At 35.5% G+C, this 23323-nt stretch carries 23 protein-coding genes and 1 riboswitch; of the genes, 16 read left to right on the plus strand and 7 right to left on the minus strand.

Annotated elements, in window-relative coordinates:
* The first annotated feature begins 5 nt into the window (after positions 1–5).
* The 8 genes from gldC (at position 6) to DEU39_RS11385 (ending at position 6133) form a co-directional block, all read left to right on the plus strand.
* Entirely contained in the window at positions 6–329 is a 324-nt protein-coding gene (gldC, locus tag DEU39_RS11350; protein WP_034695059.1) for a gliding motility protein GldC, read from the plus strand.
* Between the two features lie 129 nt (positions 330–458).
* Positions 459–1598, plus strand: a complete 1140-nt coding sequence (locus DEU39_RS11355; RefSeq protein ID WP_062674213.1) for a cystathionine gamma-synthase — start codon at positions 459–461, stop codon at positions 1596–1598.
* Positions 1599–1665: 67 nt separating this feature from the next.
* Positions 1666–2118 carry a GNAT family N-acetyltransferase gene (locus DEU39_RS11360; RefSeq protein WP_120231995.1) on the plus strand — a complete coding sequence of 151 codons (453 nt, stop codon included), beginning with the start codon at positions 1666–1668 and terminating at the stop codon, positions 2116–2118.
* 77 nt (positions 2119–2195) lie between these two features.
* Entirely contained in the window at positions 2196–2708 is a 513-nt protein-coding gene (locus tag DEU39_RS11365) for a DinB family protein (RefSeq protein WP_062674210.1), read from the plus strand.
* Positions 2709–2949: 241 nt separating this feature from the next.
* Positions 2950–3381, plus strand: coding sequence for an IS200/IS605 family transposase (gene tnpA / locus DEU39_RS11370; RefSeq protein WP_228436745.1), 432 nt, complete (start codon positions 2950–2952; stop codon positions 3379–3381).
* A 295-nt stretch (positions 3382–3676) separates the two neighbouring features.
* Positions 3677–4225 (plus strand): L-threonylcarbamoyladenylate synthase, encoded by a 549-nt coding sequence (locus DEU39_RS11375; RefSeq protein WP_047378653.1) that lies wholly within the window; start codon positions 3677–3679, stop codon positions 4223–4225.
* A 107-nt stretch (positions 4226–4332) separates the two neighbouring features.
* Positions 4333–4677, plus strand: coding sequence for a nuclear transport factor 2 family protein (locus DEU39_RS11380; RefSeq protein WP_120231996.1), 345 nt, complete (start codon positions 4333–4335; stop codon positions 4675–4677).
* A 37-nt stretch (positions 4678–4714) separates the two neighbouring features.
* Positions 4715–6133 carry a CCA tRNA nucleotidyltransferase gene (locus tag DEU39_RS11385; RefSeq protein ID WP_120231997.1) on the plus strand — a complete coding sequence of 473 codons (1419 nt, stop codon included), beginning with the start codon at positions 4715–4717 and terminating at the stop codon, positions 6131–6133.
* Positions 6134–6291: 158 nt separating this feature from the next.
* Here DEU39_RS11385 and DEU39_RS11390 read toward each other — a convergent pair whose 3' ends face one another.
* The 3 genes from DEU39_RS11390 to DEU39_RS11400 form a co-directional block, all read right to left on the minus strand.
* Positions 6292–7347: a DUF5074 domain-containing protein gene (locus tag DEU39_RS11390; RefSeq protein WP_062674200.1), complete on the minus strand. Its 1056-nt coding sequence runs from the start codon at positions 7345–7347 to the stop codon at positions 6292–6294.
* A gap of 19 nt (positions 7348–7366) precedes the next feature.
* Positions 7367–9193, minus strand: coding sequence for a TonB-dependent receptor plug domain-containing protein (locus tag DEU39_RS11395; RefSeq protein ID WP_120231998.1), 1827 nt, complete (start codon positions 9191–9193; stop codon positions 7367–7369).
* Between the two features lie 31 nt (positions 9194–9224).
* A riboswitch (cobalamin riboswitch) is annotated at positions 9225–9403 on the minus strand.
* Between the two features lie 137 nt (positions 9404–9540).
* Entirely contained in the window at positions 9541–10854 is a 1314-nt protein-coding gene (locus DEU39_RS11400) for a T9SS type A sorting domain-containing protein (protein ID WP_120231999.1), read from the minus strand.
* Between the two features lie 154 nt (positions 10855–11008).
* On the opposite strand from DEU39_RS11400, the gene DEU39_RS11405 reads away from it, so the two are divergent.
* Positions 11009–12625 carry a helix-turn-helix domain-containing protein gene (locus DEU39_RS11405; protein ID WP_120232000.1) on the plus strand — a complete coding sequence of 539 codons (1617 nt, stop codon included), beginning with the start codon at positions 11009–11011 and terminating at the stop codon, positions 12623–12625.
* Positions 12622–13752 (plus strand): tetratricopeptide repeat protein, encoded by a 1131-nt coding sequence (locus DEU39_RS11410; protein WP_120232001.1) that lies wholly within the window; start codon positions 12622–12624, stop codon positions 13750–13752. The genes DEU39_RS11405 and DEU39_RS11410 overlap by 4 nt, the downstream gene beginning before the upstream one ends.
* Before the next feature lie 60 nt (positions 13753–13812).
* Here DEU39_RS11410 and pafA read toward each other — a convergent pair whose 3' ends face one another.
* A complete protein-coding gene (gene pafA, locus DEU39_RS11415) occupies positions 13813–15459 on the minus strand; it encodes an alkaline phosphatase PafA (RefSeq protein ID WP_120232002.1) in 1647 nt (548 codons plus the stop codon).
* 101 nt (positions 15460–15560) lie between these two features.
* Between pafA and DEU39_RS11420 the strand changes: the two genes are divergently transcribed.
* The 6 genes from DEU39_RS11420 (at position 15561) to DEU39_RS11445 (ending at position 18943) form a co-directional block, all read left to right on the plus strand.
* Positions 15561–16346, plus strand: coding sequence for a hypothetical protein (locus tag DEU39_RS11420; RefSeq protein ID WP_120232003.1), 786 nt, complete (start codon positions 15561–15563; stop codon positions 16344–16346).
* A 20-nt stretch (positions 16347–16366) separates the two neighbouring features.
* On the plus strand, positions 16367–16759 hold the full coding sequence (locus DEU39_RS11425; RefSeq protein WP_120232004.1) for a VOC family protein: 393 nt from the start codon (positions 16367–16369) through the stop codon (positions 16757–16759).
* A 17-nt stretch (positions 16760–16776) separates the two neighbouring features.
* Entirely contained in the window at positions 16777–17313 is a 537-nt protein-coding gene (locus DEU39_RS11430) for a GNAT family N-acetyltransferase (protein ID WP_120232005.1), read from the plus strand.
* An 80-nt stretch (positions 17314–17393) separates the two neighbouring features.
* A complete protein-coding gene (locus DEU39_RS11435; RefSeq protein ID WP_062674788.1) occupies positions 17394–17627 on the plus strand; it encodes a hypothetical protein in 234 nt (77 codons plus the stop codon).
* Between the two features lie 113 nt (positions 17628–17740).
* Positions 17741–18304, plus strand: a complete 564-nt coding sequence (locus DEU39_RS11440; protein WP_120232006.1) for a putative glycolipid-binding domain-containing protein — start codon at positions 17741–17743, stop codon at positions 18302–18304.
* A 90-nt stretch (positions 18305–18394) separates the two neighbouring features.
* Positions 18395–18943, plus strand: a complete 549-nt coding sequence (locus tag DEU39_RS11445) for a hypothetical protein (protein ID WP_120232007.1) — start codon at positions 18395–18397, stop codon at positions 18941–18943.
* A 298-nt stretch (positions 18944–19241) separates the two neighbouring features.
* Here DEU39_RS11445 and DEU39_RS11450 read toward each other — a convergent pair whose 3' ends face one another.
* The 3 genes from DEU39_RS11450 to DEU39_RS11460 form a co-directional block, all read right to left on the minus strand.
* Complete coding sequence (locus DEU39_RS11450; protein WP_034699354.1) at positions 19242–20168, minus strand: malate dehydrogenase; 927 nt, start codon at positions 20166–20168, stop codon at positions 19242–19244.
* A gap of 118 nt (positions 20169–20286) precedes the next feature.
* Positions 20287–20838: a biliverdin-producing heme oxygenase gene (locus tag DEU39_RS11455; RefSeq protein ID WP_120232008.1), complete on the minus strand. Its 552-nt coding sequence runs from the start codon at positions 20836–20838 to the stop codon at positions 20287–20289.
* A gap of 20 nt (positions 20839–20858) precedes the next feature.
* The gene (locus DEU39_RS11460; protein WP_120232009.1) at positions 20859–23057 is read right to left on the minus strand and encodes an ATP-binding protein; all 2199 of its coding nucleotides are present in this window, start codon (positions 23055–23057) and stop codon (positions 20859–20861) included.
* Positions 23058–23323: the final 266 nt, after the last annotated feature.

Below are 23323 nucleotides of genomic sequence, written 5' to 3' on the forward strand. Positions count from 1 at the left end.
AAGTTATGAGAAAGACTCAGATTACGATAGATGTAGAGCTTGATGAAAATCACGTACCGGAAAATATTACTTGGAACGCTCAGGATGGAGGTATTGACAAACAAGATACAAAAGCAACCATGATTTCTGTATGGGATGATAAGACAAGAGAAGCGTTAAGAATTGATCTTTGGACCAAAGAAATGCCTGTAGACCAGATGAAGATGTTTATCCACCAGATTTTAATATCTTTAGGAAGCACATACCAGAGAGCGACAGGTGAAGAGGATGTAGCGCAGTGGATGGAAGAAATTGCCGAAGAATTTGCGGTAAAATCTGCCATTAAGTAAAAAAATACAATTGCAATAAGCTGAAGGCAGTAAGCGGTAAGCTTTTTGTACTCAGCTAGAGCAACTTTTAATAAAAAACAATGAACATTAAACTCATATGCTTAATGTTCCAGCTTAAAGCAAAAAATTATGAATTTTAATACAAAAGTAATTCACGGAGGGCAGCACCACGAGTCTGCAACAGGTTCTGTAAATGTACCTGTATTTTTAACCTCTACATTTGCACAGAAAAGCCCGGGAGTACATTCCGGATATGAATATTCAAGAGCCGCTAACCCTACAAGACAGGCATTAGAGGATTCTTTGGCAAGTATTGAAAACGGAGCGAGAGGTTTAGCTTTCGGTTCTGGTCTTGCTGCCATCGACTGTGTTTTAAAATTATTAAACCCAGGTGATGAAGTAATTGCTGTAGATGATCTTTACGGAGGTACTTACAGAATGTTTACAAGACTTTTCGAAAAATATCAACTGAAGTTTACTTTCGTGAATTTTGATGATGCTTCTAAAATTGCTGATGTTATTACGGATAAAACAAAACTGATCTGGGTAGAAACTCCAACTAACCCATTGATGAAGTTAGTTGATATCAAAGCTGTTGTAGACATTGCTAAAGGGAAAGATATTCTAGTGGCGGTAGACAATACTTTTGCAACACCTTATATCCAGAGACCCATTGATTTGGGAGCTGATATTGTAATGCACTCTGCTACAAAATATTTAGGAGGACACTCTGATGTGATTGCCGGAGCGCTTATTGCTAAAGATGCTGAGTTAGGAGATAAGCTTCACTTCATTCAGTTTGCGAGTGGTGGTATTTTAGGACCACACGATTCTTACCTGGTATTGAGAGGAATCAAAACATTGGCATTAAGAATGCAGAGACACTCTGATAACGGTCTTGCAGTAGCAAAATATTTGGAAACTCATCCGGCGGTAGATAAAGTAATTTATCCAGGATTGGAATCTCACCCTCAATATGCACTGGCAAAATCTCAGATGAAGGAATCGGGAGGAATGGTTTCATTCACCTTTAAATCTGGAAAGAAAGAAGATGCTATCAAATTCTTAGAAAAAGTAAGAGTTTTCACGCTCGCAGAATCTTTAGGAGGAGTAGAATCTTTGGCTAACCACCCTGCTTTGATGACACACGCTTCAATTCCTGCAGAAAAACGTGCTGAATTGGGAATCACTGACGATCTTGTTCGTTTAAGTGTAGGTATTGAGGATGCTGAAGATCTTATTGCAGATTTAGAGAAAGCTTTTTCTTAATTTTAATAAGTATAAAATGAGAAGGATTATCTAATCTTTCTCATTTTATTATAACACCACTAATACTATGAAAAATACAAGAAAAGCAGTTCTTTCCGACTTACCGCAATTGGCGGAATTGTTTGATCAGTACAGGATATTTTACCATAAAGCATCAGATATTCCTGCAGCAACAAATTTTCTTTCTGAAAGGATTGAAAATCAAGATTCTGAAATTTTTGTTGCGGAAGAAAATGGAAAACTGACAGGCTTCGTACAATTATACCCCATATTTTCATCAACAAGAATGCAGCGCTACTGGCTGCTAAATGATCTGTATGTTAATGACAACCATAGAGGAAAAGGCTTTTCTAAAGAATTAATTGAAGAATCCAAAGAACACTGCCGTTCCTCAAAAGCATGTGGTATCCTCTTAGAAACAGGAAAAAGCAATGACATCGGAAATCAACTCTATCCTGCCTGTGGCTTTAAGCTGTATGACTCTGTGAATTTCTACGAGTGGACTAATCATGAGCAATGAGCAATGGGTACTGAGTAATTAATACATTACACTCACTATCTCAAATCCCGAATCCCGTAACCCAAACAAAAAATAATATGACCGATTTTCAAAAATACATTCAAAGATATTTAGATCAGATTCCATCAGGAAACTGGATCAACGAGCTGCAGATATCAGCAGACAAAACCATCGGAATTTATTCCAATCTTACTGAAGAACAATCAAATTTCGCTTATGCCGAAGGAAAATGGACTTTGAAAGGTCTTCTACTCCACTTATCTGATACCGAAAGAGTTTTCCAATACAGAATATTGGCTTTCGCCAGAGGAGAGAAAAACAACCTTCCCGGATTTGATGAAAACGGATATGCAGACCAATCTTTTGCAAACGAAAGAACACTTGAATCCCTTTTGGAAGAATACAAACTGGTAAGGAAGTCTTCCCAGATTCTATTAGAAACACTTCACCCTTCAGCTTTACAGAATACAGGTACCGCCAATGGTCATGAAATTACTGTAGAAACCATCGGAAAACTAATTGTAGGCCACAATTACCACCATCTGAATATTATTGAGGAAAGGTATTTATCAAAATTAGGATGGATGTAGTAGAAAGAAATTAAAAAATACGTTTGAATTAGGTTTTGGCTAAAGCCAGATGATTTTCATCTCAGGATTAAATGGGCTAAAGCTCATTTCTATTGAATAATATCCCTAAAATTCATCACATTATCTTTAATAACGCTATAAGAATCAATAGGAACGGGCTTTAGCCCGTTTTGATATTATATACCATTCCTTTGGCTTTAGCCGAAACCTAAAAAATATTATTTTTGATAAAACAACACAAATGGCTTTTATCAAAATCTACATTCACCTTGTCTTCTCTACAAAAAACAGAGATTCTTTTCTCAATACATTCGACATACCTCTCAAAGTCCGGAAACATATTAAAGAATATGCTATAGAAAAAGGTATATTCTTAGATATGATTAATGGATATTCTGACCATTGTCATTGTCTTATTTCTCTGGGATCTGATCAGAATATAGAAAAAATTGTACAATTATTAAAAGGTGAATCTTCACATTGGATCAATAAAAATAAACTTACTTTAGGAAAATTCTCATGGCAAGATGAATATTTTGCTGTATCAGTTTCTGAGTCTATGGTAGAAAGCGTAAGAAATTATATTAAAAATCAGGAAAAGCATCATCAGAAAAAAGCTTTGGAGAGGAATATAAGGAATTTATTGAAAGATATAATTTTAAATACTAAGTAGGTTTTGGCTAAAGCCGAAGGATTTATTTCTTTTATTTAAATGGGCTAAAGCCCATTTCTATTGAATTAGATCTCTAAAATTCATCGTATTATTTTTTTAATTAAATCAATAATCCTATTTAACTCTAAACATACTACAATCAATAATAGTAATCGGCTTTAGCCCGTTTTCAAATTATATAAATTCCATTGGCTTTAGCCAAAACCGATCAACAAGACCATATTTACACCCCATTTTTTTGCCCAAAATCCTTATATTTTTTACCTTTATCCACTCTTTGAACTCACATACAATTATGGAACATATTATCGAAATATTAAAATCCGGCGGAACAATTCTTTACCCTACAGATACTATCTGGGGAATTGGTTGTGATGCCACCAATATAGAAGCGGTCAATAAAATTTTTGACATTAAAAAGCGCGAGAAAAACAAATCCATGATCATTCTTGTGGAATCTGAGAAAAGGCTTCAGGATCTTGTGGATGTTCCTGAAATGGCGTGGGAAATTATTGATCTTAGCGAAAAACCGGTAACAATTGTTTATGAAAACCCAAGAGGTTTGCCTAAAGAACTTCTTGCAGAAGACGGAAGCATCGGAATTCGTCTTGTAAAAAATGATTTCTGTAAAAAACTTATAACAAAGCTGAACAGACCTCTGGTATCTACCTCTGCCAACTTCAGTGGTGAAAAAAGTCCGTTAAAATTCTCTGATATTTCTGAGGAGATGATCAGCCTTGTAGATTATGCAGTGGAAGAAGACAGAGAAAAAGTTTCAAAATACTCAGGTTCTTCGGTGATCAAAATATGGAATGACAACAGAATAAAAGTTCTTAGAGAATAAGAATTCTGAACTTTTATGTTTACTTTTTAGAGTCTTGTCAGTTCATATCGGCAGGATTTCTTTTTTTTAATTCTATCTTTGCAAACTCAACTCATAAACTATTTGCTATGAATCATCACGAATTTGCTCAAATGTGGATCAATGCGTGGAATTCTCATGATCTGGAGGATATACTTTCTCATTATTCGGATGATATTGAGATCACCACTCCTATGATCGCTCTGGCTACTGAAGGTAAAGAAAGTTCTTTAAAAGGAAAAGAATCTGTCCGTGAATACTGGAAAAAGGCATTGGATAAGTTTCCGGACCTTCATTTTGATCTGAAACATTCCACAGCAGGAGTAGATTCTGTAGCATTATTTTATAAGTCGATTATGGATAAACATGCTGTTGAAGTTATGTTTTTTAATGAAGAGGAAAAAATTAGTAGAATGTATGCTCATTATGACTAATGGGTAACATACGTAGAAATTGTCACTATTATCAACGATGAAAATTAATCTTAATCAAAATAAGAATTTAAAACTATTTAAAATCATTTCTGAAGCAGCAGAAAGGAATAACCAGTCCATATACATTGTGGGCGGTTATGTACGAGATCTGCTGATGAACAGAAAAGCTTCTACAGATATAGACTTTGTAACGGAACAAAGCGGTATTGAGCTTGCTCAGAATGTAGCTCAGGATATAGATCCTAAATTAAAGGTTTCTGTATTCAAAACGTATGGAACCGCGATGATCAAGTACAAAGAACTTGAACTTGAATTTGTGGGAGCAAGAAAGGAAAGCTATACAGAAAACAGCCGAAAGCCGGAAGTGGAGGGCGGAAGCCTGGAAGATGACCAGAAAAGAAGAGATTTTACCATCAATGCGATGGCTATTTCTTTAAATAAAGAAAACTTCGGAGAACTGATTGATCCGTTCAATGGAATCGAAGATCTTGAAAAAGGAATTTTAAGAACACCGTTAGAACCTGCTCAAACTTATTCTGATGACCCATTAAGAATGATGAGGGCAGTACGTTTTGCTTCAACTTTAAATTTTAAAATTGAGGAAAACTCTTTGAAAGCGATCCAGCAGGAAGCAGAAAGAATCAAGATCGTTTCTATGGAAAGAATCATGGTAGAGTTCAACAAAATAATGTTGTCTGAAAAACCGTCTATCGGATTAAGACTAATGGAACAAACCGGTCTTATGAAGCTGATTATTCCAGAGCTGATCGAACTGAAAGGAGTGGAAGAAGTGGAAGGACAAACTCACAAAGATAATTTTTATCATACGCTGGAAGTAGTGGATAATATTTCGGTGAATACCGATAATCTTTGGCTTCGCTGGTCTGCCCTTCTTCATGACATTGGAAAAGCTCCAACAAAAAAGTTTGTAGAAGGAACAGGATGGACATTTCACGGACATGAATTTTTGGGCTCAAAAATGGTAAAAACACTTTTTCAAAGATTAAAACTGCCTTTGGGAAGTGACATGAAATATGTTCAGAAGATGGTGAAACTTTCGTCAAGACCTATCGCGCTGATCACGGATGATGCTTCAGATTCTGCATTGAGAAGACTTTTATTTGATGCCGGAGAAAATCTTGAAGATCTTTTCACGCTTTGCAAGGCAGACATTACCACTAAAAACTCTAAAAAGCAGGAGAAATTCAAAAGAAACTTTGAATATGTAGCCGTAAAGATCAAAGAAGTAGAGGAAAAAGATCAGGTAAGAAACTTTCAACCTCCTATTACCGGTGAAGAGATTATGGAAATGTTTCACCTTAAGCCAGGCCGTGAAATCGGAATTCTAAAAGAGAAGGTGAAAGAGGCTATTCTTGAGGGTGAAATTCCTAATGAAAAAGAAGAAGCAACAAAATTTGTGATTGCTGAGGCTGAAAAACTGGGGTTAACCCTATAATTCAACTGATATAAAATATAAAACCTGCGGGATGTTCCATCCCGCAGGTTTTTTTGTTTTCCTAGGAAAACAAAGCCGGCCGGTTTCTTCGAAACCGGCCGGAAAAAAACACAAATGATGAAAAAATAAAAAATTATTTCTTTATATGTTATCACACATTATGGATTCAGGTATGTTCCACTAGCACCGATACCTCCTGTTTTAAAAGAACTGATCTGAGCACCTGTAACTGCTGAATATACTACCATTTCACTATCCTGTGTGAACTGCTTAACGTCTGATGCAAAAATCCTTCCATCAATAACATTAAATCCATACAGTGTAAAGTAAGGACCGCCATCTGCAGCTGTTAATAATGGAGTTGCAGGAATTGCAGGTATAGCCAAACTCGTTGTATATACTTTATTGGCAGAGCTGAAGTAGATTTTATCGTTATCAATCTGAAGGTTCGTAGCATTAGGAATTCCTGTCAAAGTAATTACCGGTGTAAGCGCTCCGGTACTTGAAATTTTATAGATATAAGAATCTGTAGCTGTTGAAGAAATTGTATAAACATTAGATTTGTACGATACTGTATTTCCAATCTGACCATTTGGAACGGTAATTTCAGTTTTAGCATCGTTAGAAGTATTGATATAAGTAATCTTATTTCCGTACCCTGATGAAGCATTCTGTACAAAAACATTTCCTCCTGCCTCTACTGTTTTATCAGAAACTTCAGTCATATTGATTTTACTTACAAATGAATAGTCAGAAGCTTTATATTTCGTTATACTTTGAGTATGTGCAGTAAAGTTGGTATTAGCAACATAGATGAAGTTGTTAGCAAAAGTAATTCCTCTTGGGTTATCAAGCTGATCTGTAATTACTCCTAACTTTTTGAATGTATAACGGTCTACTACTACAATTTTATTAGAGTTATTCAAAACAAGATAAGCTTTGTTTTCGTTAAGACCAATCGTCTGAAGAACATCACCAAGAATCTCTTTGTTGTTGTTATAACCATATACATCGTCTTGCTTCAGGCTTAAATTTCTTGTCACAAATGTTACCTTAGCTCCCTGACTGTTATAGTTTCCTTCATTAGAGATAAAATATCCGTTCTGATAAGTGATTGGAGAAACTTCAATCTCGTCAGAACTACTTGAACATGAAGAAATGTTAAACAATAACACTACTGCAAATAATACAGTTAAAAGTTTAGTTATTTTCATATTTACTCAATTTTAATTTTTAAAAATTTATTGCTGCATACACACTATAATTTCTTTTGGGTAAAGGATAGAAAGAAACCGTTTTGTAGTATGTATTGGTTAGATTATTCACTTTGAACCCTAAGGTATATTTTTTGGCTAAAGTTGCAGAGATTCCCATATTTAAAAGAAAATAAGGATCTATGGCATCTGACCTTTTTTCGTCACTTGTAGTATACGTAACGCCATTCAGCTGCCCCTGTGCGAAAAGTTTAAAGAAACCATATTCGTAATCTATATTGGCATTTCCTCTGTGCATAGGAACGTAAGGTCTCTGCATTTTCGTTTCTTTATCAATAGACTTTGCATAATAGTATCCTGCATTGGCCCGGATTTTATGATTACCCCATTGTTTGCTAAAGGACAGCTGGGATTCTAATCCATAGGATTCAACTTTATTGACATTGAATGCCTGCCAGTATCCTTTAGCCGTTGGAAGCCATGCAATAAGATCTGTGATGTTCATATAGTATGGAGACAAAGTAAGTCTGAAATCTCCTGCTTTAAACACATTCGTCATATCGAGCTGGGTAGAGGTTTCCGGTCTCAGGTCTTTATTTCCTCCCGGTTCATAATAAATATCATTAAAGGATGGAAATCTGAAGTTTTTTGATACATTAAGGCTTACATCATACCATTTTGCTGCACTCCATTTTCCGGAGAACGAATACATCAACGGTGACTTCACATCTTCCACGAAATCTTTCTTGAATCCACCCTCAAAACGCAGATCTTTTGTTGCAAAATATCTTAACAATCCTGAAACAGAACCAATATTTCTGCTGACGCTGGATATTCCGTTTTGGTATCCTTCTCCTTTATTAACCTGAAACTCTCCTATGATATTAAAATTCCACTTTGAATTCAGGAAATAATTAAAGTCATTTTTAAAGATATAATTTTTCCCGGTTCCACTACTTGATTTAGGCTGATTTAACGAACCAAAAAATTGAAAATTCTCTTCCGTATAAGCTGCTTTAAGGGAATTACTGAACTTTGTTTTGTTCCAGTCCCAGGAAAGAAGGCTTCTTACACTTTGAGTTTTATATTTCGTTTTTGTTCCCGTTTCTTCATATACAGGAAAGCGTTGTGAAGAATCAAAAAACTGGCTCTGCCACGAAATTTTATGATCGTTTGTGATTTTATAGGATGCTCCTACATTGAACGTTGTATTGTAATAACTTCCGTTTCTGTTGATATAGTTCAGGTCACTTACCTTATAATCATTTTCACTTACAGAATAATTTCCAGAAGCCTTAAAACTGAACTTATCATTGCTGTAAGAACCTTTTATAAAGTTATTATAGGTATTAAAAGAAGCCACTTCAGAAAATAAAGAACCATGGAAGCCTTTATTAAAATCCAGGGTATTATTCAGGTGAATACTTCCCCCGATGGCACCACTCCCATATACTACACTTCCACCACCAGCTTTTATACCAATCTGATCATAGCCGAACAAAGCAATATTATTAATATCTCCCTGTCCCAGAAAATTAGAATTGATATTAATTCCATTCCACACAAAAGCAGTCTGCTGAGCGGTAGTTCCCCTGAAAGAAGGTGAAGAAACGGCACCACGGCCATTTTCTTTGATAAAAACCTGTGACTGAAATCTCAGAAGTTCAGAAAGATTACTGGAGTTTTTCTCAGCATCTTCTGCCGAAATTATTTTTACGGGATGAAAAAGTTTCACCCTAATCATCTGATTGTCGAAGACATAAACAGTATCGATGGCTTTCTCTTGTGCAAAAAGAAAACAGCCATAAGATGAAAAAAGCAGTACTAAAGATCTTTTTATATCCATACTTTTTTACTTTTCCTCCGAAAGCAATATGTTTTTTAATTATAATTCCGGCAGGTCTCCTGACTTTCGCATTCTGCACCTTCCCGTTATTAAACAGTGGTTTTTTGCAGAAACTTGAGTTGCGATTTACAGTTGCGGGGACAGTCCGGGAGTTACACCCGATTCCCTTTTCATTCCAAAATACTGGAAACCAAAATTTTTGCAAAGATAGTTTTTTATATGTATTCACCAAAAACCAGACTTTTCTATACACAACATGCTATCCTTTTGCTATATACACAAAAAAGAACGGCCGCTTTCAATATTGAAAACAGCCATTCATCCCACTACTTTACTATTTATATATGTTATTTTTTAATGAATTTATAAGTCTCTTGTTTTCCTCCCTTCATAGAGTATTGCAAAATATAATCTCCTTTTGACAGGGATGAAACATCAATCTGCCCTTCTACCGAATCAAATGATTTTACCTTTTGTCCCACCATATTATAAATTTCGGCTTTCTCTATTTTTCCTGTTCCTTTAAAATATAGAATATCAGTCACAGGATTAGGATAGACACCCATATTATTTTTCTCTTTCACTGCATCATTCACCGATAAAAATTGAGAAGTATCCAGATAAAAAGCGATCATCTGCCCTGAAGCATTCGTCCCTGATCCGGCAATTTTCTTTCCGTCCTGTGAAATGGCCAAAGGAAGCCCCATGGTTACTCCATTCGTTGCAATTCCCAAAGAGGCTGCATAATCATTCAGATTGATCCTTCCGGTAGCAGAAGTCCAGATAAAACCTTCCCCTGACATAGGAGGTGCTCCAAATGCTCTATAATATCCAATTACTTTTTTCCCATCAGCAGAAATCCCGGTGGCACCTCCTTTGAAGCTGAAAGAAGCATTAGGATGCGTTATATAAGTAAGTCCGCTCACAGCATTCCAGACATAGGGATTAGGATTTGCTGAGCCTATGATTGTATTTCCATCTGCAGAAATTCCTCCTGCTTCCCCTACATTATTTCCATTATTATCAGTAATAAAAGTTTCTACTCCATCCTGCCATTTAGCCCCACTTCTTGTTCCGGTTGGCTCATCCTGCCAACCTACAATTACTGTTCCTGCCGCATTGATTGCGTTTGCTCTGGAGCTGCGTCCTGCAACGATACTTCCCAGATCTACCATTCCGTTTGCTTCATCCCATTTCACAGCATGTGCATTTGCAGCAGTAAGAAAACCTAAACCTACAATCGTGCTTCCATTGGTAGTCATCCCCCAGGTTGAACTTACACTACCGTCCCATCCTGTAGGAACAAGCCCGCCTCTGTTTACCCAGGTCGAAGTAGCTACATCATAGGTTGATATCTCATTAAATCCCGTTGCTGCATTTGTTATAGAGGACGAAATTTTGGTTCCGTCATTCGAAACAACAGTTCTACCCGCTGCCGGATAACCGTTTGATATAGAACCTATCTGTACAAGTCCTCCTGCTGCATTCCATTTATATATTCCTCCTGCGCTTGTATGCATGCTTACCACTCCATTGTCAGAGACTGCCCCTACATTATAATTTCCCAAACCTATTACAGTAAGCTGAGCTTCTGCAAAACCAAATTTCAGAAAAAGACAAGCTGTCAACATTTTCATTGATACTTTGTAAAAATTTTTCATATTTTATTATATTTAGCGTTTCGAATTGGTGAAAACAATATTAATACAATATTCACCTTGCCAAAAGAAATTGGCTTTCATAATTCGTGAATTTTAAAAGAACTTATTTTTTACAAGACTGATAACCAAGCAGATACAAAACAATATTTTGAATATGGATTTTACCAGAATTATTCAAAAAAACACAAAAAGCAAATTAACGAGACAAAAATTATTTCAAACTTTACTGTTTATTTTTATTTTCTGCTCCCTCACCACCAAAGGACAGTCCGGTCCCGACTTCAATATGTTAGCAGATAAAGCATTTCTGAAATTATATCAGAATCCTGACGAATGCATAAGTTATACCCAGGGAATTCTTGTGAGTGATCAAAACGCAGAACACAAAATTGTACTTCAAAATATTATTTCACAAGCTTTTGCCATGAAGGGGGAATATGTACAATCTGTCAATATTTTCGCTCAAAAAGAAGAGCCTGATCAGAAAAACGATCTTTCTTATTGTATGCAGGTCTTCAGTGATTATAACCTTGCCGATCAGTATCAGAATCTGGGTTTGTACAATCAATCGAAAAGAATTATTTCTCATCTCTTGTCTGATCAGAAGCTTCTTAAAAGCAATAGTCCGGCATTAAGAATTACCACTTCAAAATTATATCAGCTTCAGGCATTGAACTCGGGAATCAACAGAAACTATCCTGAAGCCTTAAAAATTCTAGATCAGAGTAATCAATACCTTGGCGATTATAATGAAGAGAATAGAATTTTAACAATTGAAAACAGAATTTTCAGATCTTCCTATCTGCTGAAACTAAATAAACTACCTGAATATAAAACCCTTATAGACAGTATTATTACAGATCTTGAACATCAGAAAAACCAACCTTTTCTTTTAGCTCTGGCCTATGAAAACCTCTCCCAATATTATTTTCTGAGACAAGATTATGCAACAGCTATTGAAAAACTGGAAGCAGGTCTTCAATTGATTGAAAATCTTCCTTTTAATAATTTAAAAATTAAAATCTACGAATCACTTTCCCGTAATTACTACGCACTACATAATGATGCAAAATACCATCAGTACAATAAACTTTACAATGATGTAAAAACAAAAACAGATTCCAGCTCAAAAGAAGGAATACGATACCTTGTGAAGCTTGTGGAAACCAATCAAAATAAAAATATTGAATTTCAGAAACATCTGCTTCTAAGATCTTTCTGGTTTCTAATCCTGATTTTATCTTTGATCATTCTGGTTTTGCTTACTTATTTTTTACTCATAAAAAGTAAAAATAAAGACTTAAAAAAACAGTTTGATTTCTTTGAAAAACAGATCAGTCGAAAATCTCAACCCATCATTTTACACAAAACAACTCCAGCGACAAAAGATCCTGGCACAACAAAAATATCCAGGGAAAAAGAAGATGAAATTCTCCAAAAGCTGGAAGAATTTGAAAAATCCGACCGGTTTCTGAATAAAAACATGTCTCTGTCTCTGCTTTCCTCTCAAATGGAAATCAATACAAAATACCTTTCAGAAATTATTAATAATAAGGAAAAAAACTTCAACGGATATATTAACAAGCTTAGAATCAATCATATTGTACAGTTATTAAGAACTGATTCTACTTTTCTTAATTATAAAGTAAGTTATCTGGCAGAATATTCAGGATTCTCATCACACAGTGCATTCACTACTGTTTTCAAATCCGTTACCGGAATGTCTCCCAATGCCTATATTCAGGAAATCAGTAAAACAAAAGTCTTATGAAATTAATTTTTAAAATAATAGTGTTGCTGGTTGCCTTTTGTAATGGTATGAAGGCACAAAAGACACCTGATAGTATCTTACTAAGAAAGGCCAAACTTGAAATTTACGACAACCCCGATAATACCATCAAAATCGGAGAACAATTATTAAAAAAATCTCATGATATCAAAACTTCAATTAATCTTTATATGCTGCTTTCAACAGCCAATATTGCTAAAAGAAATTTTGAAGAGTCTTTACAATATATTTTAAAAGCAAAAGAACTGTCTCAGAAAACCAATGATGCCAGAAGCCAGGCAGGTGTTCTCATTTCAGTGGCGATCCAATATCAGCAAATGGAACTTTTCAACAAATGCTTAGAAACACTGAATGAGGCAGAACAGTATATTGCAAAAATTCCTGAAAAAAATCCGGAGAAATATATTGAAACGGCTGCAAGCTACGCAATAAGAGGAATGGTATATAAAAGTCAGTCTAATTCAGAAATTGCTCTGGAAAAATTCCTGATTTCTATACGAAATTATGAAAAGGTTCCCATAAAGAAAACCACTTACTCCAATATGAGTGTGGTATACTACAATATTGGGTACTGTTATCTGAACCTTAATGAGATTGACAAAGCACAAGAGTCATTTTTACAGTCTGTCAGCTATGCCCGGAAGAATTATGGTAAAAGTTTGGAAGCATTCGCTTTGAAAGGAATTGCTGAAATACACAAACAAAGACATGAAAATCAAACAGCGATAAACCTTTTACTAAAAGCTGAGGATCTTTCTAAAAATACCGGAGATGTTATCCTGAACGAAGGACTTTATAAAGAATTGGCTGAGAATTATCTTGCTATGGGACAACAGAATCTCTATCAGCAGTTTAACAAAAAACACATGGAAATGAGATTTAAAAGAAAGCAGAATGAACTGAAATCTATTAATCAGGTGATCGACAACCACAACAAGGAAACAGCTTTGAAAAGTGAGAAACTGAAATCTCATTATCGTTATATTAAAATGGCTTCAGTTCTTCTGGGATGCATTTTGATCGTTTTGCTTCTATATTCTATTATAAAAATCAGAAAACAGAATAAGAAGTTTCATAAACAGATACAGCAAATGATAAGAACATCGTAAGCTATGAAAGCAAAAAACATCCCAAATTGGGATGTTTTTTTATGATCTGAAATTTTCAATTTATTTACCAATAACTTCGGTAATCGGATTTCCTACATTTCCACTTGGAAACTGGATTTTCAATAAGGAAGATACCGTAGGAGCAATATCTGTCATGTGATATTCTTTGTTGCTTTCTCCCTGCTTCACTCCCCAACCCATAAAGATTAATGGAATGTGAGAATCGTAAGAATTCCATACACTGTGTGTAGTTCCTGTTTTAGAATATGGTGGAAGCATAGAATCATGAGAAATTAACTGGATATCCCCACTTCTCTGTCTGTTGATCCCGTTAATAATTCTTTGTTTAATTGGCTCCGGAATGCTTGACTCCTGAACTTTGTCCACAGAAACAGCATATAAAACGGTAGGATCCTTCTCAATTTCTTTTACAGCAAAGTTTCTAACATCATCCAATTCAAGCTTGTTGTCTGCCAATACTTTTCTGTCGAAATAAACCTGATAGTTATCAATGGCGTTGACCAGTTTATCGGCTCCGAATTTTTCTTTCAGTTTCTGGTTCAGATTCTTTTCCGCATCTTCTCCAAAGAAACCTGTCGGGATTTTATGTTCTTTAAGGAATCCTACAGAATGTGCTCCACCATGGTCAGCAGAAAGGAAAACGGTGTACTCTCCTTTTCCTACCTTTGAATCAAGATATTTGAAGAATTCTGCCAAATCCTGATCTAGTCTGATATAAACATCTTCTACTTCAATAGAATTCGGTCCGAATTTATGTCCTGCATAATCTGTAGATGCGAGGTTGATGGCTAAAAAGTCTGTGATATTATCTCCACCTAGTTTTTCACCTTCTACAGAAGCTTCAGCCAATTTTAAAGTCAGAGTATTTCCGAAAGGTGTATAACGGATATTGTCTTTTTTAGTCTGGTAGTCTTTTGCTAGATTACTGTAAGGGAAAGTAGGTGTTTTTGCACTTCCCAACAAACCTTCCCAAGGAGAATTGTCCGGTGCGCTTTCTGTATATTCGTTGATTGGAAGTAAAGTATTCCAGCCATTCGCTACTAATTTCTCAGGAAGATTCTGAGAGTTGAATGATTTTACCCACTGTGGAAGATCATTCATATACCATGTACTGGTAATGAAATTTCCTGTACTGTCATCAAACCAGAAAGCTCCGTTTGGAGTATGGCCTGCAGGAAGAATGGAAGCACGGTCTTTCAAAGAGACACCGACCACTTTTCCCTGGAAATTTGTTGCCAGTCTCAATTCGTCAGTTACTGTGGTAGACCAAAGGTTTTTCGGAGAGTGGCTTCCTGTTTTTGTATTGGTAGTTCCTACCGGCTGAACGCTCTCATCCGCGGTACAATAAACTCCTTTACCTGTTTCTTTATCCGTCCAGTCGTTTCCGGCAATACCATGAATAGCCGGTACAGATCCTGTATAGATACATGTATGCCCCAAAGCCGTAATGGTAGGAACATAAGGAATATGTACATTATTCAAAGAATATCCTGTATTCAAAAGTCTTTTAAAACCATCATTCCCATACTTACCGTAGAAACGGTACAAATAGTCCCAACGCATCTGGTCTACTACCAGACCAACAACTAATTTGGGTCTTTCCAGTTGAGTATTTCTGTTCTTCTGTGCATTGATTGTAACTACGGACAATAAAGTAGCTGCCGCAATTGAAATGTTCCTAAGCATCCAAGTAAATTTTTATTGACAACAAATTTAAGGGTTTTGAAAGTTTTGGAGTGTGAAATTTTATTTAAATTTGATTATTGTACAATTATCAATAATCTTCTATGATTTTAGGTGTATACTGGTATTTCAAATTTCCAGATCAATTATATGACTTTCAATTTTTCAATTTTTATCCTGGATATGGAGGACATGCCGATAATCCTGCTGAACTGGCAGCAAGAATCCAGGTTAAAAATACAGATGATTTTATTCCTAAACTGGAAGCACTAAAATCAGATTTCAAGAAAACATATTTACACTTGAATATCGATGGAAATCAAATCATCATCAATATTGGAGACCATATGCTTTTTGATTTTCATTTTCAGTTTGCTAAAGAGGTTGAAGAATTATTGATCCGTGAAAATGCAGTATTATTGGATGCAAGTCTTCCTTTTGCCATTCAATCCAGCAAAAACTATCCTCCGGAAAGAGAGGAATTCAAAAATATAGAGCACCGTTTCATTCAGATGGTGGGTTCTGACTTCAAAAAAAGTAATGCTGAACATTATGCTGCCAGAATTGATTGTAATCTGCCTTTGCAGTATAAGCAAGATCTTATTAATGATTTGTCGCAGATATCCACGGAAGAAAACCTTCATGTATTTTATTATAATGATTTTGATTTTAAAGATCATTGTAATCTGATGCTCTTTTTCACCAATGGCAGACAGAAAAAAGAAACCATTCAAAAGGTTGACATCAATTCATTTGGACGTAAAGTGCGGCAGCTTAGCCAGAAATACCCTCTTCATTTCGGTCATTTTGGAAGTTTTAAAGAGTATCCTTTACATGGGCCTCATATAAAACTGATGATAGATGAAGAATATATTATCAACAAGAAATAAAAACATTTAAATTCAATCATATGATCAAATTCAAGTATGTCATTCTCTATGTAGAAGATGTAGAAATGTCTATGAGCTTTTATAAAAACACCTTTGGCTTTGAAATAAAATTCATCACTCCCGAAAAAGATTATGGTGAGCTCCTGAGCGGAGAAACAAGTCTCTCATTCGCTTCTGTGAGCCTGGCTCAGTCCAATATTAAAAAAGGATTTATAACGGCAAAAACTGAAGACCAACCTTTCGGAATGGAACTTGGGTTTACGACAGATAATGTAGAGGCTTTGGTAGAAAAGGCAATACAAAACGGCGCTGTTCTTTATGAAGATATTGCTTTAAAACCATGGGGACAAAAAACAGCTTATATTAAAGATCCCAACAATTATCTAATAGAAATCTGTACTGAAATTCACTAAAATAAAAATATGGAAGGGTGGAAATAAAAAAATTACAAAAACTAACCTCTAATCCAAGTATGGATTGGGGACATAACGGGTATACAACGGATGTAAGATATGTGGTTTCCTCTATTGAGTTTGGAGGTTCTTTTGAGTTTATTTTAAAAGAGAAGTCTTTGCCTTACCACAAAATATGGGAAACGACTTCTGAAGATCTTGAAGAATTGAATACCATCATTGAACAGGGAAATTCTTTCGGTGCTTTTGTTAATGAAGAATTGGCAGGCTGGATTATCTGTGAACAAAGAACATGGAACAATAGTTTTTATATTGAAAATATCCTGGTCAACGAAAAATACAGACGACAGGGAATCGGAATTAAATTGATTAAAAGCGCCATTAAAGAAGCCAGAAAATTGAACTCCAGAGTGATTGAACTGGAAACACAGAATACCAATTATCCTGCAATACAATTTTATAGAAGAATGGGATTCAATATTACCGGACTGAATACAAGATTGTATGAAAATCCAGAGGAAATTGCACTTTTCATGACTTTAGATATAGAGTAATTTTACCACATTCATTAAAACACTTGCTGGTGTGTTAATTTTTTTTTACATTAGTAATCAACAAATTAAAAATGATTACTATGAAAAATTTAAAAAAATTAAAGAGAAATCAGCTTGTGTTGATCAGTGGTGGAGACACTCCTTATGCATTGTGTGATATGGATGGCAATTGTCCGCCAACTATAGGTTCATACTATTGCAGTGGTGGTACATGCTACAGAGTTTCTGAGGGCGGCGGCGGTGACCCTGGCTGTACTGAACCTATGCGCCTGTGCCAGGAATGGGAAACAGGATGCGGATGTGTTTATATGTAAAAAATATTTGTTAGATAAAATTTTGTTGAGGGCGGTTTTTACCGCTCTTTTTTGTAATCAGCCCTGACATTCGTTAATTTGCATCTTGTAATAGTACATCAAAGAATATCATTATGAAAACATTGATCTGGAAAGGAATCTATTATCAGTCACTTGAATATTTCAATCTATTATCCAATGATAAAAATTACACTGTTGAATCAAAAATCATCGGTTGTCACGAAGATAAAATATACAATGTAGAGTATAAAATCCATACTGATAAAAACTGGATCGTTCAGGATTTTCTGATCGAATCCGAGGTCAATACAATTAAAAGAACTTCTTCGGGTAAAAGAAATCAGGGCCAATGGGAAATTAATGGTGTTGTAAATCCTGAATTTGATCATTTCAAGTTCATAGACATTTCTCTTACTCCTTCCACCAACACTCTACCAATCAATAATTTAAAACTTTCAGAGAGCGGTTCTCAAAAGATTAATGTTATATATATTGACGTGTTAAAACATAATATCAAACCTGTTCAACAACATTATACCCGGACAGCTGTTAATAAATACCTGTATGAAAATATCGAAACCGATTTTAAAGCTGAAATTTCGGTGGATGAAGGTGGATTAGTCACCAACTACCCTGAATTGTTTGAAAAGATTGCAGACTCTGAAAGATATAAATAATTGAAATATCGAGAGAGGCTGATAACGGCAATGATCTTTACTCCATCATTTCATTAATTTCATTAATTTCGCAGAAACCTAATTACCATAATGGATACTAAAAAAAATGTGCTGGCAAAAATGTCCAGTCAGGAACTTGAAAAATACATTAACCCTAATAGTAAATTTGTTCCACAGGCAGTACAATATGCCTATGAAATATTGCAGTCAAGAGGAAGAAAATTTACTGATGAGGAATCAGCACTCATTGCTTCCAGAACGGTGGATCTTGGCAAAAAACAGGAAATAACAATACACCCCAACCACACTAAAGCTTCTAATATTATGTATTTGTGTGGGGCATTAGGCATTGCAGGATTTATCTGGACTTATGATCCTTTCAATTCCGGATTATCTATTTTTGTCGGGATAGCGACTTTAGCTTTTATTTTTGGAATGGGCTACCTGATAGGCAAAGGGAATGAAGTGGCAAAATACGTTCTCATAGTGACTTTTATATTAGGTCTTTTTGGATTTTCTTCTATTCTGAAAAATCTGTTCGTCAATCCTGTACTGGGAATCATCAGTATAGTACAGACCATTCTTCAAATCTGGGTCATTATCCTTCTGGTAAGAATTCCTAAGAACAGCGTATCATAATTTTCATTATGGAAAACCCTTCTCAAAATATAATTTTCTGACATATAACCAATACCTAAGGTAAGTTGACAGCAACAGTAGTCTGACGCTGACGCGAGCGTAGGAATTTTAAGGTTGTTAAACGCCTTACGTAAACTAGAAGCGATAACAGATTTATTTTTGTAATCAGGGGTTTCGGCGCGGCCGGAGGCCGCGCCGAAACCTTTCCACCATTCAAATGTTCATAAAAACAACCCCGGCTGTTTCAAAGAAACAGCCGGGGTTTATTATTTTAATTCGTGCTTAAAGCAGGTACTTATTAAAATTTAAGATCTCCATTCACTTCTCTTACTGCATTAGCAGCTTCAGCGAATTTCAATTGCTCTTCAGCAGTCAAAGTTACGTTTACAATTGATTCTACTCCGTTTGCTCCGATAATAGCAGGAACACCAAGACAGATATCGTTTTGTCCGTATTCTCCTTCAAGCATTAAAGAACAAGGGATCATTTTCTTCTGGTCACATGCAATCGCCTGAACCATTACAGAAACTGCTGCACCTGGAGCATACCAAGCTGAAGTTCCTAATAATTTCGTAAGTGTAGCTCCTCCTACTTTAGTTTCTTCGATGACATATTTCTGTTGTTCATCACTTAAGAATTCAGTTACAGGAACACCGTTTCTTGTCGCTTTGCTCAATAATGGAAGCATACCTGTATCACTGTGAGCAGCGATTACCATTCCGTCAACATCAGAAATTGGAGCTTCTAATGCTTCAGCTAATCTGTATTTGAATCTTGCAGAGTCTAAAGCACCACCCATTCCGATGATTTTGTGCTTAGGAAGACCTGAAGTTTTGTGAACAAGGTAAGCCATAGTATCCATTGGGTTAGAAACCACGATGATGATTACTTCCGGAGAATGTTTTACTAAGTTTTCAGTAACTTCTTTCACGATACCAGCATTGATACCGATCAATTCTTCTCTTGTCATTCCAGGTTTTCTTGGAATCCCTGAAGTGATTACTGCTACATGAGAACCTGCAGTTTTGCTATAATCTCCTGTTGTACCCGTAATTTTCGTATCAAATCCGTTAAGAGATGCTGTCTGCATCAAATCCATTGCTTTCCCTTCAGCAAACCCTTCTTTAATGTCTACCAAAACTACTTCTGAACAGAAGTTCTTCATTGCGATGTATTCTGCACAGCTTGCTCCTACAGCGCCTGCACCTACTACAGTTACTTTCATATTGTTACTTTTTAAAAATTATTTTTTGTTAGTTAAGTTTAAATTTGAAACTCCCCAAATTTAACAATTCCTGAAAAATTGAGCAATTTTTCAGGAATTTAATTAGAATTAAAATAAATTAGTTAACGTTCAGTAAAAACATATATAGTTTTTTCGCCCCGGAAAGCACTTCACTATAGTTTTCTTCCGCGATTTCTGTATCCAGAACTTCCTTGAAGTTTTTCCACATTGGCCCCGTATTTTCCTGATAGCATCCGAAAAAGTTGAAAGTTACCTCATCAAAACCCTCCGTTTTGGAAAGTTGCTTTGCAATTACATTTCCACCAAGCGTAGAACCTTCAATCACATACATCGCTCCAAGTGCTTCATGTTCGTTATTGAACTCTAGGGGATAAGAAACTTCCTGATTTTTCAGGGAAAGACTTTGCAGGTCTTTTTCAATAAGTGAAAGCTTCTTTCTCGCATCAAGCTGAAGTCTTTCTGCATACTTATCAAAAAGGCTTCTGAATATTTTATCTTCGCTGTGAAGAAGCATCAGGTAATTGGTATGAATGATTTTTTTATAGTCTTCTAAAGTGAAAGTTTTGTTGAAAATCTTTTCAGAATTAAAAAGTTTTTCCGCTGCACCGTGATACTCTGCTGTATTCTGTTTTAGATATTCTGATACCATAAGTACGTTTTAAAAGTTTCTCAAATATAAGGCTTTTTGAACGTTAAAATAAAGGAAGTCCCTTCACTATTACTTTCAAAATCTACATCTCCTCCTAATCTTTTCATGATGCGGTGTACTATAGACAGTCCTACTCCGTTTCCTTTAAACTTTTTGGCATTATCCATCCGGTTGAAGATTTTAAACATTTTATGCTTCTCTTCCACAGGGATACCGATACCGTTGTCTGAGATTCTGTAAATAATGGTCTGCCCGTCCTCTGCCCCTTCAATTTCCACTTTCGGAAGCTCTTTATGGGAAGAATATTTTACAGCATTGTTGATGATATTCAGAAATACCTGATGAAGCATGGTTTTATCAGCCAGTACATCAGGACATTCTTTAATGATAATTTCACTGTTCGGGCTACCATAGGTCATCTTGGCATTTTCGGAAATTTTCTCAATTGTATGAGCTGTTTTCAGGCTTTCAAGCTGTATTTCGCTGTGTTTGGCTCGGCTGAGCTGCAACACATCATGCATCATTTCCGCCATATTGTCGATTTCCTCAATAATTGAATTGATCTTGGTTTTACTTTTTTCAGCATCAGCAGCAAGATTTCCCAACAGCATCTGTGCATTTAGTTTCATTACGGTCAGAGGAGTACCAAGGTCATGTGAGATGGTGTAAGAAAAACTGTCAAGTTCTTCATTTACTTTTTTAAGCTCATCATTAAGCCTTTTGATAGCGTTGTAATTTTTATGGGAAGTTTCTAAAATCAAATCCCTTACAGCCTGTACAGCACTTACATTTCTGGAATTCCATCTTTTAGAATACCCTTTGATATTTTCTGTGAAAATCCGGAATGAAGTTCTTGGTGATATCATATGTTTTTCCTCTCCATTCTGAGAAAACACTTCTATTTTTTTCTCCGGATTTCCAGCCCAGTTGATATGTTCATCAAACTCTTTTCTGAACCAGATCAGCATTTCATTCTTATCTCTTTCAATAAAATAGATGGTAATTCCTGCCGCATTATCCGTCAATTCAAGTTCTTTACCGTGATCTTTAAGAAAGCTTCTGCTCACGTAGATACGCTCATCAGTATTCCCAAGAGCCCATTCTGCAATTCTTCCTAATGTTTCAACATCAGGTGTGCTGCCGTCTGTAATTATATTTTCATCCGAAATAATAGCAAGTCCGTCTGCTTCAGGTAAATTTCTGATCTCTTTTTTACATTCAATAAGAGAATCAAAGAGATGATTATGTTTCAAAAATTCCGTTTTCAGCTGAGATATTTTCTCATTCAGCTCCAAACGGTAATTCAGTTCGCTTTTTGATTTAAAAGATGAATAAGCATTGGCAGCAAGTGTTGTAAAAATTCCGGCCTGCACCCTGTCTTCAAGATCAATATGTTTGGGTTCCACATTCTGGCAGGTAACCAATCCCCAAAGATGGTCATCGATAATAATGGAAACACTGAAGCTTGAAGCTGCTCCCGAATTTTTAAGATACTGCCCGTGGACCGGTGACATCCCTCTTGATGCTGAAAAAGTGAGATCAATGCTCTCTGCGCTTTTGCTTAAAATAGGAACGGTATCCGCATACACATTGCTGAAGATTCTTTTTCTTTTTTTAAGATAAAGATCCCTTGCCTGTTTTGGAATATCAGACTCCGGGTAATGAAGCCCAAGGAAACTTTCCATGTTTTCATTCTTCTTTTCGGCAATTACTTTTCCGGAACCATCCATCATGAATTTATAGACCATCATCCGATCATAGTTGATCACCTTCGAAAGCGTTTCAAGAAGATGATTCCAGAGTTCCTTTTCATTATCAATGATGTAAAAGTTATCATATTTATTGGAGATCCGTTTATTGGGATTAATGATTACTTCTTCAAACTCCAGAAAGATATAAAGTTCACTTCTGAAAACAGAAAAATGATACTCTTTATCATTGATAAAAATTTTATCGAAATAGGTTTCATTTTTACGTCTGGTAAACTTGTCCAGTGACATATAGATTTCTGAATCAATAATGCTCTGAAAACTTTCAGGAAAGTCAGTAATTTTTCTTCCGAACAGCTCTTTTGAACTTCCGACTTTAAATAAATCCGCAATATTCCTACTAAAAAAAGTAATGGTATGGGATTCTGCATCAATGCCAATCAAATAACCAAAACTCTGAATAGAACCCGGAATATGGATAGGTTCTTCATGGCACTCTATAAAATTCATATATCTTTTCAGTCTATATATCAAATATACTGTTTTTTCAAACAGCTTTCTTCTTTGTGGTATCTAAATTTAAAGTCTGCTCCACCAAGTATTTATGAGAAATTTACAGCAAAAAAAGAATCAAAAACACATTCAAACATTCTTCATTTTTCCCCCTTTTTCATGTCAAATATCTAAAATATACGAAAAAAAATCCAATAATCAGGTTATGCACTCTTTAATCATGATTCATAACATGGATTACATATTATTAACCTTAATAATTG

The organism is Chryseobacterium sp. AG363 (assembly GCF_003610675.1).
Taxonomy (GTDB): Bacteria; Bacteroidota; Bacteroidia; order Flavobacteriales; family Weeksellaceae; genus Chryseobacterium; species Chryseobacterium cucumeris.

Excerpts from the sequence above, each read along its gene's own strand:
- DEU39_RS11375 (WP_047378653.1), top strand. The coding sequence starts at position 3,677 with ATGGAACATATTATCGAAATATTAAAATCCGGCGGAACAATTCTTTAC.
- DEU39_RS11410 (WP_120232001.1), top strand. The coding sequence starts at position 12,622 with ATGAAATTAATTTTTAAAATAATAGTGTTGCTGGTTGCCTTTTGTAAT.
- DEU39_RS11435 (WP_062674788.1), top strand. The coding sequence starts at position 17,394 with ATGAAAAATTTAAAAAAATTAAAGAGAAATCAGCTTGTGTTGATCAGT.
- DEU39_RS11460 (WP_120232009.1), bottom strand. The coding sequence starts at position 23,057 with ATGAATTTTATAGAGTGCCATGAAGAACCTATCCATATTCCGGGTTCT.
- DEU39_RS11440 (WP_120232006.1), top strand. The coding sequence starts at position 17,741 with ATGAAAACATTGATCTGGAAAGGAATCTATTATCAGTCACTTGAATAT.
- tnpA (WP_228436745.1), top strand. The coding sequence starts at position 2,950 with ATGGCTTTTATCAAAATCTACATTCACCTTGTCTTCTCTACAAAAAAC.
- DEU39_RS11355 (WP_062674213.1), top strand. The coding sequence starts at position 459 with ATGAATTTTAATACAAAAGTAATTCACGGAGGGCAGCACCACGAGTCT.
- DEU39_RS11390 (WP_062674200.1), bottom strand. The coding sequence starts at position 7,347 with ATGAAAATAACTAAACTTTTAACTGTATTATTTGCAGTAGTGTTATTG.
- DEU39_RS11425 (WP_120232004.1), top strand. The coding sequence starts at position 16,367 with ATGATCAAATTCAAGTATGTCATTCTCTATGTAGAAGATGTAGAAATG.
- DEU39_RS11445 (WP_120232007.1), top strand. The coding sequence starts at position 18,395 with ATGGATACTAAAAAAAATGTGCTGGCAAAAATGTCCAGTCAGGAACTT.
- DEU39_RS11395 (WP_120231998.1), bottom strand. The coding sequence starts at position 9,193 with ATGGATATAAAAAGATCTTTAGTACTGCTTTTTTCATCTTATGGCTGT.
- gldC (WP_034695059.1), top strand. The coding sequence starts at position 6 with ATGAGAAAGACTCAGATTACGATAGATGTAGAGCTTGATGAAAATCAC.
- DEU39_RS11455 (WP_120232008.1), bottom strand. The coding sequence starts at position 20,838 with ATGGTATCAGAATATCTAAAACAGAATACAGCAGAGTATCACGGTGCA.
- DEU39_RS11365 (WP_062674210.1), top strand. The coding sequence starts at position 2,196 with ATGACCGATTTTCAAAAATACATTCAAAGATATTTAGATCAGATTCCA.
- pafA (WP_120232002.1), bottom strand. The coding sequence starts at position 15,459 with ATGCTTAGGAACATTTCAATTGCGGCAGCTACTTTATTGTCCGTAGTT.
- DEU39_RS11450 (WP_034699354.1), bottom strand. The coding sequence starts at position 20,168 with ATGAAAGTAACTGTAGTAGGTGCAGGCGCTGTAGGAGCAAGCTGTGCA.
- DEU39_RS11405 (WP_120232000.1), top strand. The coding sequence starts at position 11,009 with ATGGATTTTACCAGAATTATTCAAAAAAACACAAAAAGCAAATTAACG.
- DEU39_RS11380 (WP_120231996.1), top strand. The coding sequence starts at position 4,333 with ATGAATCATCACGAATTTGCTCAAATGTGGATCAATGCGTGGAATTCT.
- DEU39_RS11420 (WP_120232003.1), top strand. The coding sequence starts at position 15,561 with ATGATTTTAGGTGTATACTGGTATTTCAAATTTCCAGATCAATTATAT.
- DEU39_RS11385 (WP_120231997.1), top strand. The coding sequence starts at position 4,715 with ATGAAAATTAATCTTAATCAAAATAAGAATTTAAAACTATTTAAAATC.
- DEU39_RS11400 (WP_120231999.1), bottom strand. The coding sequence starts at position 10,854 with ATGAAAAATTTTTACAAAGTATCAATGAAAATGTTGACAGCTTGTCTT.
- DEU39_RS11360 (WP_120231995.1), top strand. The coding sequence starts at position 1,666 with ATGAAAAATACAAGAAAAGCAGTTCTTTCCGACTTACCGCAATTGGCG.